General features: G+C 35.7%; 10 protein-coding genes. All 10 read right to left on the minus strand.

Features of this window, described 5'->3' with window-relative positions; all coding sequences use genetic code 11:
• Window positions 1–58: 58 nt before the first annotated feature.
• Window positions 59–757 (minus strand): hypothetical protein, encoded by a 699-nt coding sequence (locus TYM08_RS09920; RefSeq protein ID WP_422378993.1) that lies wholly within the window; start codon window positions 755–757, stop codon window positions 59–61.
• Window positions 757–1,809, minus strand: coding sequence for a protein-glutamate methylesterase/protein-glutamine glutaminase (locus TYM08_RS09925; RefSeq protein WP_422378994.1), 1,053 nt, complete (start codon window positions 1,807–1,809; stop codon window positions 757–759). Before TYM08_RS09925 ends, TYM08_RS09920 begins: the two co-directional genes overlap by 1 nt.
• Before the next feature lie 120 nt (window positions 1,810–1,929).
• Entirely contained in the window at window positions 1,930–4,191 is a 2,262-nt protein-coding gene (locus TYM08_RS09930) for a chemotaxis protein CheW (protein ID WP_422378995.1), read from the minus strand.
• Window positions 4,192–4,202: 11 nt separating this feature from the next.
• Complete coding sequence (locus tag TYM08_RS09935; RefSeq protein ID WP_422378996.1) at window positions 4,203–5,015, minus strand: protein phosphatase CheZ; 813 nt, start codon at window positions 5,013–5,015, stop codon at window positions 4,203–4,205.
• On the minus strand, window positions 5,002–5,382 hold the full coding sequence (gene cheY, locus TYM08_RS09940; RefSeq protein ID WP_425325068.1) for a chemotaxis response regulator CheY: 381 nt from the start codon (window positions 5,380–5,382) through the stop codon (window positions 5,002–5,004). Before cheY ends, TYM08_RS09935 begins: the two co-directional genes overlap by 14 nt.
• 119 nt (window positions 5,383–5,501) lie before the next feature.
• Window positions 5,502–6,221, minus strand: coding sequence for an RNA polymerase sigma factor FliA (locus TYM08_RS09945; protein ID WP_422382826.1), 720 nt, complete (start codon window positions 6,219–6,221; stop codon window positions 5,502–5,504).
• Window positions 6,222–6,265: 44 nt separating this feature from the next.
• Window positions 6,266–7,108, minus strand: coding sequence for a MinD/ParA family protein (locus TYM08_RS09950; RefSeq protein ID WP_422382827.1), 843 nt, complete (start codon window positions 7,106–7,108; stop codon window positions 6,266–6,268).
• Window positions 7,109–7,171: 63 nt separating this feature from the next.
• Window positions 7,172–8,824 carry a hypothetical protein gene (locus TYM08_RS09955; RefSeq protein WP_422378998.1) on the minus strand — a complete coding sequence of 551 codons (1,653 nt, stop codon included), beginning with the start codon at window positions 8,822–8,824 and terminating at the stop codon, window positions 7,172–7,174.
• A 50-nt stretch (window positions 8,825–8,874) separates the two neighbouring features.
• A complete protein-coding gene (gene flhA, locus TYM08_RS09960) occupies window positions 8,875–11,010 on the minus strand; it encodes a flagellar biosynthesis protein FlhA (RefSeq protein WP_422382828.1) in 2,136 nt (711 codons plus the stop codon).
• A gap of 227 nt (window positions 11,011–11,237) precedes the next feature.
• A complete protein-coding gene (locus tag TYM08_RS09965; RefSeq protein WP_422378999.1) occupies window positions 11,238–14,897 on the minus strand; it encodes a hypothetical protein in 3,660 nt (1,219 codons plus the stop codon).
• Window positions 14,898–14,995: the final 98 nt, after the last annotated feature.

Here is a 14,995-nt window from a genome sequence, read left to right on the forward strand (position 1 = left end):
AATTAGCAATAAATAGTCCAAAACAATATACAGCTGATAAAATTGTTACTTTTCTTTTTCAAGCATTTGAAATAGCAAGCTCAACTTGCCTAGAACTCATTTGATTTAAAATACTTTTAAACCCTAATTGATATATTAAATAAGAATCAATTTTATGCTTTTGATACAACGAAATCTGAAAATATATTGGAAATAATAACCCGCAAATTATTATTAAAAAATACAACCAATTGATGAATTGAAGCTCTGATAAAATTTCACCATAAATTAAATTTAAAAATAAACTATACAATATATTGATAAATAAATAGATTCCTATTAAATGTACAAGCATTAATTTAGCTTGAATTAACTTACGATTAAAATTTTGTATCGCTAAAGTTAATTCAGTTTCAAATTGGCTCACAGACACTTGATCAACCACTAAATGTATTGCTTTTTGAACAAATGGATCATTATTATTTTTTAACATTGATTCTAATGAAAGTGCACCCTTCGCATAATACATTTTAGCGCAAGTAATAATAAATTCTTTATCAACTTCAAGTGACTTAATTGAAATAAATGTCGTATCCCAACACTGTTTGATAATTTGAACCCCATAAATCCAAACAACTAAAAAAATTAAATTAATTGCAATTAACAAATGAAATAATAATAGAGACTGATTTAAAGGGATGATAATGAATTGATTAAGACCAATACTTAAAATTATATATAGACAAATAAAAAAACACAGTTGTCGTAACCAGAACACTAACTTAACTCCATTAATTTATTTCCAATATCATCTAAATGATAAACACAATCCGCTAGATTTGCATTGATTATGGATGCTGGCATGCCATCTACTACACAACTATTACTTGATTGAGCCCAAATTTCATGGCCTAATTCTTTTAAAAGTTGCGCTCCTTTTTTTCCATCAGAGCCCATCCCCGTTAGCACGACAGCAAGAATATGTTTAAAATGACTTTTACTACAAGATGCAAACGTGAGATCAACACTAGGCTTATAATTCATTGCCTCACCTCCTTCTTTAATTACTATTTTCCCACTTGCACTGATTAACATTTGTTGCCCACCAGGAGCAATAAAAACACCGCCCTTATTAATGTCATCATCATTTTCGGCCATCTTAACATTAAGTGCACATCGTTGGTTCAAACGCTGGGCAAAAGCGCCTGTAAATGTCGCAGGCATATGTTGAATGATTAAAATAGGAATCGAAAAACTGTCAGGAATATCATTTAACACTTTTGCAAGAGCAACAGGGCCTCCAGTAGAAGCACCAATTGCAATTAAGTCAATTTGAGATTTATTAATAGGTGTTGAGGTAAACCGAGTAATTGTAGCTTCGAAATTATGATTGCTTTGATCTTTTTCTAATTCTGTGTGTTTTTTATTTTGCTTGGCACCTGCAACCTCTCTTATTTTATTACAAAGCAATGTTGAAAGTTGACTTTTATGATTCGTGACACCTTCAAAACTTTTACTTAAAAAATCTACTGCACCTGCCTCAAGAGCATCAAGAGTAGTTTGTGCTCCTTCATAAGTTAAAGATGAAAACATTAATATATTTGTTGGACATTCATTCATAATTACTTTAACAGCAGTGATGCCATCCATTAATGGCATTTCATAATCCATAGTAATTACATCGGGCATTAATTGATTTGCTAACGTTATGGCTTCCTTTCCATTAATAGCTTGCCCGACCACAGTCATATCGTCTTGTGCATTGATAATCTGTTTAATTTGTTGCAATAAAAAAGAGGAATCATCCACAATTAAAACTTTTATAGTCATGTATCAACTCTTATTTTATATTTAATTTTTTAGAAATTCTAAGCGCTAAGCAAAATATAGTTTTGCATATTTAACTATTGTTTAAATAATTAAAATTATTTTTTCATTCAAGATTCATTATTATGCGTACCGATTTAACATACTTGGAACATCAAGAATCAGAGCAATACGTCCATCGCCAGTGATCGTCGCCCCAGCCATTCCGTCAGTGCCATGTAACATCTTACCTAATGGTTTTATAACGACTTCTTCTTGCCCTACTAATTGATCCACTACAAACCCGACTTTTTGATTACCAACAGACACAACCACTACATGTCCTTCATCCCCTTCCTCCAAATCTGGTGAACCTTGAATCAACCAACGTTTCAAATAAAATAAAGGTAACGGTTTACCACGAACAATGACTACTTCTCGCCCATCCACAACGGACGTTTTACGTAAATCCAAATGAAAAATTTCATTTACATTGACTAATGGAAGTGCAAAAGCTTGCTCATCTAACATCACCATTAACGTTGGCATGATTGCTAACGTCAGAGGGACTTTAATTGAAATTTTTGATCCTCTGCCCAGAACACTATCGATATCTAACGAGCCGTTTAATTGAGAAATTTTAGTTTTGACGACATCCATTCCAACGCCACGACCTGATATATCGGAAATTTCTTTCTTAGTACTAAAGCCTGGAGCAAAAATTAACGCATAACATTCAGAATCGGGTAACCGATCAGCTGCTTCTTGATCCATTAACCCCTTTTCAACAGCAATAGCTCTTAGAACATTAGCATCCATGCCTGCGCCATCATCTTCTATAGAAAGCAAAATGTGATCACCTTCTTGCTGAGCAGACAATCGAATTAAACCCATTCTAGGTTTATCGTTTGCTTCACGGATGCTAGGTAATTCAATACCATGATCAACTGCATTACGCACTAAATGCACTAAAGGATCAGCTAATGCATCGACTAAATTTTTATCTAGATCAGTCTCTTCCCCTACTAATTCTAAATTGACTTCTTTTTTCAAATTTCGAGCTAAATCCCTGACGACTCGTGGAAAACGACCAAACACTTTTTTAATTGGTTGCATTCGAGTCTTCATCACACTCGTCTGTAAATCAGCGGTTACAACATTTAAATTAGCAACGGCTTTAGCCAAAACTTCATCTTCTAATTGAGTGCCTAACCTTACAAGTCGATTACGAACTAATACTAGTTCTCCAACCATATTCATGATGTCATCTAAACGCTTAGTATCAACTCGCACTGTGGTTTCTTGTGTGTTCGCTTGTGATTTAGGGTTGGTTCCAGCTGGTGATTTGGGCTTCAAAGTGGAGGTATTTTCAATCGCTTCAATTTGCTCAATTGACTCTGGTTTCGTAACTGCTTGAGTCGATGAACTTTGAAGTTCCGTTTTTTTAATTTCATGTACTGGTGCTGCTGAAGTTTTCTGACTTTCACTTGCTAATTCAGGTTCTTGATTATTTGAAGCTGATGAACTATTACCCGCCTCTTGATCCCCTAAACTAATTTTTCCAACGCCGTGTAGATCATCTAATAATTTTTCAAACTCTTCATCTGTAATGTCATCGGAATTTGACGGTTGGGCTGAAACTTTGGCTGTCGTGGTTGCATCATCTTCTTTCTTAGAATCCAATTCATCTAAAAGCGCTTCAAATTCATCCTCTGTTATTTCATCGGAATTTGTTTTTTCACTTGAAATACTCAAATCATCGGAACCAAATAAAACATCATCCTGAGTTTGATTCACATCTGAATCTTTGATGACTTCAGGCGTTTTATTTGCCGTTGTGTTATCAGAACCCAGCGCGTCTAATAAACGTTCGAATTCTTCGTCAGTAATATCTTCTTGGGAATTTGAAAACTCTTCAACCACAGCAGTAGAATCACTAGAAGACGGTGGCTCAATTGATATTTCTTTTGGCTCATCCATAATGGGTGTATTGGGTTCTGGTTTCGGCTCAGACCCTATTGGAATAGCATATTTTTCAAGCTCTTTTATTAATTCTGCAGGAGCAGGATCAGGCATCTCACCTTGCTTGACCGTTTCAAACATTTCAATAATTGTATCAAGGGAACGCAATACTGCATCCATCAAATCTGCACTAATAACTTGTTTTTGATTTCTCAATAAATCAAATATATTTTCTGCAACATGACAGCAATCAACTAATGGATCAAGTTGTAAAAACCCTGCACCTCCTTTAACTGTATGAAATCCTCGAAAGATTGCATTCAATAAATCTGCATTATCAGGTGATTGCTCTAATTCAATTAATTGTTCAGATAAAAGTTCTAGGATTTCACCTGCTTCAACCAAAAAGTCCTGCAATATTTCTTCATCAGCATCTAATCCCATTATAATTCTCCCTAGAATCCTAGACTTGATAACAAGTCATCAACATCATCTTGATTATTGACCACTGATTCGTCTTTTCTAATTTGCGGACCATGACCTTTATTTGGGTCTGTTTGTTCATCTTTTATTACAGTTTCAGAATCTGAAACTTTAAATCCTGTGACTGTTTCAACATCACTTGCCATTTTAACTAAATCTATTAAGCTTTTTTCTACATCTCTAACCAAAGAAGTGACACGCTGAATAACCTGCCCTGTTAAATCTTGAAAATCTTGCGCTAATAAAATATTGGTTAGATTAGATTGTAATTCAATATAACTGGCATCCTGAGATTTAAAAAAACCATCAACACGTCGATACAATCCACGAAATTCTTCTGCGGTCATATCTTTTTCCCCTAAGCGGGACCAATCATTTTGCAATACTGTCAATTCATCACGAGCATGATTTGTCATAGGAATGCATTCATCCACTAAGTCCATGGTTTTATTGGCTGCTTTTTCAGTCAAATCAACAACGTAACTTAAACGATCTGAGGCATCTACCATATCTGATAAATCATTATTAGAAGGTTCGTTCGGGTTAGTATCTATATGAAAATTTCTTATCGCATTATGCAATGCTCTAGTCAGCCTTCCAACTTCTTGATAAACCGATTGATCTCGTTTAGCTTGAATTTCTTGAAAGACTTTAGCTGCTTGATCAATGTCAACCGCTTCGACTATCAATTTCAATTCTTCCGATTTTGAAGCCATAATATCCGCTGCACATTGAGAAAATGTGGCTTTATTGGGCTCCATATTTTCTTGATTATTTGCTTGCATCGACACGCTCAAAAATCTTTTCGATCTTTTCTTTTAACGCTGCAGCCGTAAAAGGCTTAACAACGTACCCATTTACGCCAGCTTGAGCTGCTGCGACAATTTGATCGCGTTTAGCCTCGGCTGTTACCATTAAAACTGGCATCGTTTTTAAACGATCGCTTGATCGAATTTTTTGTAACAATTCTATGCCTGTCATATTTGGCATATTCCAATCAGTTACAACAAAGTCGAAATTACCACTTTCAAGCATAGGCCAAGCGGTAGCACCGTCATCAGCTTCTTGAGTATTGGTAAAACCAAGATCACGCAGTAAATTTTTTACAATTCTTCTCATTGTTGAAAAATCGTCAACTACAAGAATTTTCATGTTCTTATCCAATTTGACCTCCCGGTTGGAACACAGGTTTAGGATTTATTAAACCTTTAAATTGATAATAGACGGCTAATGCTAACTCACCAGATTTTTTTTGATTTTTTTTCAAACACTTACGCGTTATCGTTCCATTGTTGAAGTCTAGAGCGAAGTCGACATGCTGCTTGTGAATGTAATTGACTGACTCTTGATTCAGACACACTCAATACTTCACCAATTTCTTTAAGGTTTAATTCTTCGTTATAGTATAGGGACAGAACGAGTTGCTCTCGTTGAGGAAGGCCTTGCATTGCACTTACGATTGACTGGTGCCTCAAATTATCAGACAACCCTTCAAATGGGCCATCCTGATGCCCTTCAATCATTAATTCACCTGGACCGTCTTGCTCAGAAAGAATGTCTTCAAAACTAAAAAGTCTTGCACTTTGAGAGTCTTGCAATAATGCATTGTATTGTTCGATTGAAATTTCTAATTGTTCAGCAACTTCATGATCTTTGGCATCTCGTCCGGTCATTGCTTCGACATCTCTGATTGCTTGAGCTATTTTTCGCCCATTTCGATGAACAGATCTAGGAATCCAATCCCCGCGCCTCACTTCATCAATCATTGAACCACGAATTCTAATACCTGCATATGTTTCAAAAGAAGCACCTTTGGTCGAATCATAATTCTTTGACGCTTCAATTAATCCGATCATTCCAGATTGAATTAGGTCGTCAACTTGAACTGAATCAGGCATCTTAGCAAGCAAATGATAAGCAATACGCTTAACTAAAACCGCATGCTCTTCTAACAGTTGATTATTTAATACCGACTTTTGCACTTGATACATTTTGCCTGCATTAGAATAGCCAGTAGAATGCCCTGTAAGCGTCATTAACGATACTCCATCCCTTGAATTAATCGCTCAACAAAGAACTCCAAATTTCCACGAGGATTTTGTGGTAACGGCCAATTAAATATTTTTTGACCAAGTTCACGATAGGCTGCTGATGCTTTAGAGCGAGGATATGCTTCTAGAATTGCTCGCTGACGTTGTACCGACTTTCTAACATTCTCATCAAATGGAATGCTACCTACAAATTGCAACGTTACATCTAAAAAACGTTCAGTAACTTTTAATAATTTATTAAATAATTGTTGTCCTTCATGACTGGTACGAACCATATTACATAGGATTCTAAAGTGATGCGTTTTACTTTCTTGTGCAAGTAATTTAATTAAAGCGTACGCATCAGTCACCGAAGTGGGTTCATCGCAAACTACGACAAGAACATCTTGAGCCGCCGAAACAAAACTGACTACCGTAGTTGAAATACCTGCAGCAGTATCGACTATTAAAGTATCAATATCATATCCAATTTCGCTAAATGCGTGGACTATACCGGCATGCTCTTTTTCGGTTAAATTAGCCATTTTTTTTGCCCCACTTGCAGCAGGAATAATTTTAATCCCTTCTGGGCCTTCGATCATAATATCGTCCAAATCACATCGACCTTCTAACACATCAAGAATAGTATGATGTGCCGTTAATCCTAATAAAACATCGATATTAGCTAAACCAAGATCTGCATCCAATAACACAACACGCTTACCTTGCTGGGCTAGTGAAATTGCTACATTAATTGAAACGTTTGATTTACCTACGCCCCCTTTGCCACCGGTGACGGCAATTACTTGTACTGGATGTCGATTCAAGCGTTTCTCCTGCTTTTTCATAACAGCGGTTTGGTTATCAGTATAGGTCACATTTGAAATTTGTTGTGTCATTTTCACTCTCTTTTAGCCAACGAGTTCGTTATTGGCAATATGGCTAATGTGTTTGTATTCATCAATTAGATTAAATATTAATTTGGCACTTGCGTGATGAATATCTTTTGGAATATTTTGTCCAACCGTCAAATAACTAGTTGGTAAATTTTGTTCTAAGACACAGCTCATTGCCGCACCTGCACAAATACTTTCATCCAATTTAGTTATGATTGCGCTATGTATTGGTAAAATTTGTATCAAATTTTGATATTGATTGAGTGAAAAATGCGATGCGGTTGCGGGCAAACATATTAAATGCTTAATTTGATCTTGATTTTCAATTAATACAAATTGCTCAAGATAATCATTAACTGCAAGTGCGCTTCCACCTGTATCAATTAATACCAGAGATTTATCCTTTAACTTTTCAAGTGCTTTTGTTAAATAATCGTCGTTTGACACACTTAAAAATGTGACATCTAAAATATCAGAAATTAATTTTAGAGAAGATTGAGCTCCAATTTGATGGTGATCCATACATATAATACCGACACTGGATTTACCATTTTCCATGACAAATTGACTTGCTAATTTACCAATAGAGGTAGTTTTTCCTGCTCCAGTTGGTCCAAGAAATGTAAAAATGCCACCTTGAGTACAGATAGGTTGTTTTAAAAATGACATTTGATTAATTAGCGATTTAGATATTAATGTCCAATTAATTTGTGAGTGATCTTTTAATGCATTTAAAACTTTATTTCTATATTGCTCTGTCAAGCCAAATTCATTCACACTAGAATGCCAGTATGCATGGGTTTTAGAATTAAACTCAGAATGTGATTTTGAAATGTGCTTTTCTTTTGGTTTTGTTTTTTGTGTTTCTGTATTTTTTTTGTTTTGAGTTTCTAATTGCTTCTGTTGATCTGAAAGTTTGCTTCTTAATTCTGTGATTTCAGATTGCATTTTCATCCATTGATCAGATTGTTGAGTTTGATTTTTAGCAAACATCTGTTCTATAGATTCAGACAATTCTTTTTTTGATTGATTGATTATTTGATTGTTTGATTGATTGTTTGATTGATTGCTTTTAATTTCTTGTTGTTGGATATCATGATTCGTTTTCTTGTGTCTATTATATTGTGATTCTTCATAATTTACGTCTAAATCAGGCTTTTTAGATTGTGCCTCTCCAAAATTTCTTGCTAATTTTTTTTGTAAGGATCGAGCCGAAATCGCAAAACTTGGATCTTGTTCCATCATACTTTCAAGTTTGCTTTTTTTAATTGGTGTAAGTTGATTATCTTGTTCATTTTGAGCATCTATTTCTGGTTGTGCCTGTTCTCTTAATTCCATCAGTAATTCTGAAATGGATTTTTCATCCGCTACTTTTGATTTTAAGTTTTTAATAATATCGCTTTTTTCCCATTTCTTTTTATTTGTTTCACTTATTTTTATTTCAGCAGGATCATCCAACTCTAATGATTGTTGCTGTAACTTTAAATCTGCATGTTTTATAGGTTTTGAGCTTATTGATGTCTTTAAATTATCATCGACTCCCGCTACTATTTCAACGCCACCGTCAACTTTATGATGATTTAAAATAACCGCTTCAGAGCCTAATATCTGAGAAATTTCTTTCAGGCCCGCTTGCATATTTTTTGCAAAAAAACGTTTAACTTTCATAACCCTACCTCATGCACTATTCAAATTATTGTTATGATTTGAACATTAAATTATTGGCCAACACTTGCAACAATAGTAATTTTTTTATTGTCAGGTATTTCTTGAAATGACAATACACTGATGTTTTCAATGCTATGTCGGCAAAATCGTACCACAAGCATTCTAATTGCTGATGGAACTAATAAAACTGATGGCCTACCTTCAATTTCTTGTTTTTGTACTACTTGAGCAAGAGATTGTTTTAATTTTTCAGCCATCATTGGTTCGAGCATAACCGAATCCAAATTCCCGTCATTACCCGACTGTTGCATACTCTTCAGCAACAAATGTTCCAAATCTTTTTCTAAAGTGATAACAGGTAATTCATCTTCACTTCCAATGATGTTTTGGATAATTAAACGTGATAAACCTTGACGTGCAGCCGATGTTAATACATTTACATCTTGGGTTGGGGGTTGAACATTAGTAATGGATTCAGCAATTGAACGCATATCTTTTATTGGCACATCTTCAATTAATAAATTTTGTAACACTTTTAAAAGTAAGCTATGTGAAACGCAATTTGGAATCAGTTCTTCTGCTAATTTAGGTGAGGATTTTTTAAGCTGCTCTATTAAATGCTCAACATCTTCATGGCCGAGTAATTCATAACTGTGTTGATGTAAAACTTTGTTAACATGCGTAGCAATCACAGTAGAACAATCAACAACGGTATAACCTAATGTTTGCGCTTTTTCTTTGTCTTTAGTTTCAATCCATATCGCATCTAATCCAAATGCAGGATCTTTAGATTCAATGCCGTCAACTGATCCAAAAACTTGCCCTGGATTGATTGCCAATTCTTTATCAGGGAACACTTGAGCTTGCGCGATTGTTACCCCCATTAATGTAATTCTGTAATGATCGGGCATTAATTCCAAGTTGTCTCGAATATGGATTGAAGGCATTAAAAAACCAACATCTTGAGAAAACTTTTTACGCACTCCTTTAATTCTAGATAGCAGCTGTCCTCCTTGAGATTTATCAACAATCGCAATTAATTTGTAGCCTACTTCTAAACCAACGACATCTATTGTTTGCACATCATCCCATGTCAATTCTTTACTTTCATCATCTACTGGTGCGTCTTGTGGCTGTCCATTTTCATCAGTTATTTGTTTTTTTCCTGAAACAGATTCTTCTGAATTCATTTCAGATTTTTTCCCGATCCACCAAGCGCCACCACCTAAAATTGTTGCCAACATTAGAAATACTAAATGCGGCATACCAGGTATAACCCCCATAATAAACATAATACTGGCACTGACCCAAAGCGCTTTGGGTTTTGTTAAAACCTGATTTGCAACTTGAGTTCCAATATCTTCTTTCTCACCATTACGCGTCACCATTATTGCTGTTGCAACAGAAAGTAATAAAGAAGGAATTTGCGCAACTAAGCCGTCACCAATGGTCAATAAAGCGTATTTTTCAACTGCGTCAGAAAATATTAAATCATGCTGAATCATACCGATTGCAAGCCCACCAAAAATATTGATGAATAAAATTAACAGTCCTGCAATCGCATCGCCTTTAACAAATTTTGACGCACCATCCATTGATCCATAAAAATCCGCTTCGCTTGCTACTTCAGCTCGTCTTAGTTTTGCAGTTTCAGCCTCAATTAACCCAGCATTTAAATCCGCATCAATGGCCATTTGCTTTCCTGGCATCGCATCCAATGTAAATCGTGCAGAAACTTCTGAAACACGTCCCGCCCCTTTTGTGACAACGGCAAAATTAATGATCATTAAAATCACAAACACGACTAAACCCACAGCATAATCCCCGCCGATGACTACTTCACCAAACGCTTTAATCACTTCACCAGCTGCATTACCACCTTCGTGGCCATTCATTAAAACCACGCGTGTGGATGCGACATTCAATGCTAAACGTAATAATGTAGCAACTAGCAAAACACTTGGAAATACTGAAAAATCAAGGGGACGTAATACGTAGATTGACATCAACAATACAATGATTGCGATAGCGATATTAAAAGTAAAAAATGTATCTAATAAAAAAGTAGGAACAGGAAGTGTCATTAAACCTAGCATGGCCAATAATAAAAATGGCACACCAAATTGAATACTTAAAAATGATCGAGACTTGCTTTTAAACATCCCGACGGCTTGCTCTTTATTCATACCTCTTAAATCAGAAATATTTTTTCTTACAGATTGAACCGACGGTAAATTTGATTGAGCCATAAAGCGTAAACCTTAACTGTTTTTTGACAACTTAAGCGTCCATCGCAAAAGCAGTACCAGCTTTAGTTTTTCTATCTTTTATTTTATTGTTGAATATAAATAAAAAAAGAAGGCCATTCAGCCTTCTTTTAAATTTTTGAAATATATTTTATTAGAATAATAAATTACATTGCAGATGCTTCGTTTGATTCCATTGATTCACAAGAAACTGCGGCACCTGATTGGTCGTAACACTCTGCCATTTCTGGTAAGTAAGGTTCAATTGCTTCAAAATCTCCTGGGAAAAATTCAAATGAAGATGAGTTAGCAACATGGTAAGCATCATCTGTTTGAGTGTCTTCTTTCATGCCATCGACTCTCCAAATGTAAAACCCACTTTCGTTTATTGAAGTTAGAACAGATGCATTCGCAAATGGTGTATTCACTTTTAGTTCAGCACTCATATCTACAGAGCTTGAAAATTGAATTGAAGTTTCAGTTGTTTCAGTTATATAAATTTCAGTAACATAATTTCCAATGTCTGAATTCATGTTTTCAAAAAACTCAAAACTTACTTTCATTACCATCACCTGATAAAAATCAGGAACTTCAGGATAATTTTGATCAACTGTCCAACTAAATGTAGGGTCATTTGAAACATTAAGCTCAACATGATCACCTTCATAATCACTCACAGCATACTCTGGTACTTCAGCAAAATTATTTAAGTAAATACCATTTGGCTGATTATCATCACCTTTATGTTCATCACCAGGTGTTGCGTAATCTTGACTTAAATCGAAGCTTGGGCCATCAACATTTGTATCAGGAAGCACTAATTTACTTGAATGCTCACAATAGTAATCAATATATGCATTACCCTGTTCGTCAGTCATTTGGTTTTCACTACAATTTTCTGACTCAGCGTGTAATAACCCCCCCCAAACATTAAACCAAACATAATCTATTGGCCACCACATTTGTTCGAACTCGCCAGTTTCATTATCTGCATCTAGTTCATTATCCGAATCAGCATCAAAGAATACCCGAACTTCCACCCAAGACTCATGAGAACGCTGCATTAATGATTGAACAGTAGGTGTTAACGTGTACGATCCAAACTCATCAATGGTTGTCACATTCATTGTCTCAGTTGAACAAGTCCACATAATATAGCCGCCATTACCGGCTTCACTTTGTGTGCCATCTTCTGAAGATTCTTGTATTTGAGTTTCAGAATCCATTTCAGATTCAACTTTTGTTTCACTACAAGATTCTTTTATTAATGCGACTTTATATAATTCAGAATCGGTTTCAGGAAGATTATTCACTTGGCCAGTAAGATTAAATGTACCTGACAAATCAATAGCCTCACCAACTCTAAACGGAGCGTGGGAATAACCACCTTGCCCTACATGCTGCCCTGTATTTTCATCAATAAATTCGACATTTACATTCACTTGATATGGTCGATCAGTCAAACTTTGCTCTTCTAAGCTAACCGGTACAATGAACTTGTTTCCAAAAATACGAATATCTTTTTCCCAAGTTGCATAGACATGCTCCCAACGGCACATATCATAATTACCTTTAGCTCCACCTTGATCAGTTGATTCACTTTGCATTTCTGCTTCAGTTTCATCTGAACCAGCATCACACACTTCATGACCAATATCTAATTGATAAACAGGTACCACCCCTTCAGGAAGCTTACTGTAATCTGGCTCATCCCAAGATAATTCAATTTTTTCACCAGGGGCAAACGTACTCATTGTAAAGTTTAACTGGGCTTGTGAGAATGCTTCCCATTGCGCTTGAGTACCACCATTATCTGGTGCTTTAGGTTCTGCTAATGGGGAAGTTAATACCGGATGTAAATGATTCATCCCAAGGATCAAACGTTTTTCAAAAGGCGCTGCCACTGTTTCGCCATCGTTATAAGTTACGGTCACAGTATATGATCCTGACACAAAATCAGACACTAATTTACCTTCTGAACCTAACTGTTGCCAAACCCCATTCCAATCAATGAAATCCCCATTAACATCATCAGCACGATAATCATCAGCAATTTGATCACCTTCATACCAAGGATCTAATGTCCAACAATTATCCCCCTCACTATATGTTGATAATTCAACGCTTTGAGTCACTCCACCTGCTGTAGGGTACGTAACTGAAACAGAACTCACATCATAATCATGCCCAATGGATTCATAACAAGCCCACATACTTAGAACGTTTAATTCTTCTTGACCATTCCAAATGGTATTTGGATAAACATCAAAATGTCCCACTGAAATTCCTGCATATTTTTCAATATCGAAGGCATCGTCACCCCAACCATAAAGCCCCATTAAATATTGAGGATTAAAGTCATACCCTTCTTTCTGATCAATTTCACCATCACTGTTGCGTTCAAAAGAAACTAAATCTTTTAAATATTTATCCGTCACAAAAATCGTAATAGTTACTGCTTGAGGCACTGTAATCTCGGAATTACCATCTAGTGTTAACCACTCTGCTTTGCGACTTGGAGGGAATGTCCCCATGACAACGTCTGGGATTTCAGCAACTTTTGCGCGTAATGTTTTAAGTTGCGTTTTTTGAGCATCTGTTCGATTGGCCACGGCTTCTAATTCTGCTATTTGTGCAATTGAACTATAAATACCACCTAATTCAGTTGAAAATGCAGTAATTGCATTAGCGGTAGTTAATTCAGCCGCAACGGATTGATCTTCAAATTCTATACCTTCGAAAATAGACTCCATTACTTCAGTCACTGACCTCATTGAACCAGCTGCAAATTGATCACCAAAGAAATCAATTATATATTGAGGAGCACCGCCGCCATCACCTTCTTCAATTAATTGAGCAAAGATTTCAGCCATAGCTGCACGACCATCTGATTCAGTTTCAACTGTAGCCTCAACTTCGAAAGATTCGGTTACTGCTGCTTTTTCAACAACCGAAACTTGTTCAGATATATCTTCATTAGTCACGATTTTTGCTACTAATCTATCAAGGGATTCTTTATTTTCAATGGCTGATGTAAATTCAGCAATATCAAAATCCCCCCCTTCCTGAGCTTGTGTAATTGCATCTTTTATTACTGCAGTTAACGTATCATTAAGGTCTTCAATAAAGTTTTGATTGAGTGCTTCGCCACCGGTTTCAAAATAGCTGCTTTTTACTTTTTGTACGACCACTTCAGCAATTACTGTCGTAGTTGGCGATACTTCAATTTTAGTCGATTGCGTTTGGCCTTTTGGAACATATGCGATGTTTGAAATTTTACGAGGCACATTGTTACTATCGAGCACTTCAATTTCTACAATATAATTTAATCCGTCCGATACACCAGAAATAATAAACTGTGGATTACCGCTTACAGGTGTATAGGTTTCAACAGTTAAATCGTCCATGGCAACTTCGTTTTTATTGCCTTTTCCATCCATCCAATATACTTTAAAGCTGCTTGAAGTAATTGCTTCGGCTGCTTTAGCCTTTAATTCAAGATATGAAGACGTTGATTTCACCCCAGACATTCTGGCAAGCATTCGAGGGGTAAGCTCACTTACACCTACCACACCAGCTAATTTCGCATTTCCTCCTGATGTAAATGCTGCTTCTTCATCTTCGATATAGTCACTTTCTAATGCATCGTTTGTATTTACTGTAACTGCTGAATCGTCTTCAAAATCACCAAATAATGAGGCAAAGCCTTCACTTATTTGCTCTTTATCACTGTCATCAAGGTTATCACCTAAATCATTCACTACATCTTTACAACCAGTACTAATTGCAAGGGAAAGTGCAGCAACTACAAATGGGAATTTATTCATACTTCGTTTCTCTCTAGTTATTTATGTTTTATTAACAAGTACAAATAGAGTAGTAGTTAAAATCCATTTAAAATAAAAAAAACATCCTTTTTTTGTAG

The organism is Marinicellulosiphila megalodicopiae, from assembly GCF_045862395.1.
Taxonomy (GTDB): Bacteria; Pseudomonadota; Gammaproteobacteria; order Pseudomonadales; family Natronospirillaceae; genus Marinicellulosiphila; species Marinicellulosiphila megalodicopiae.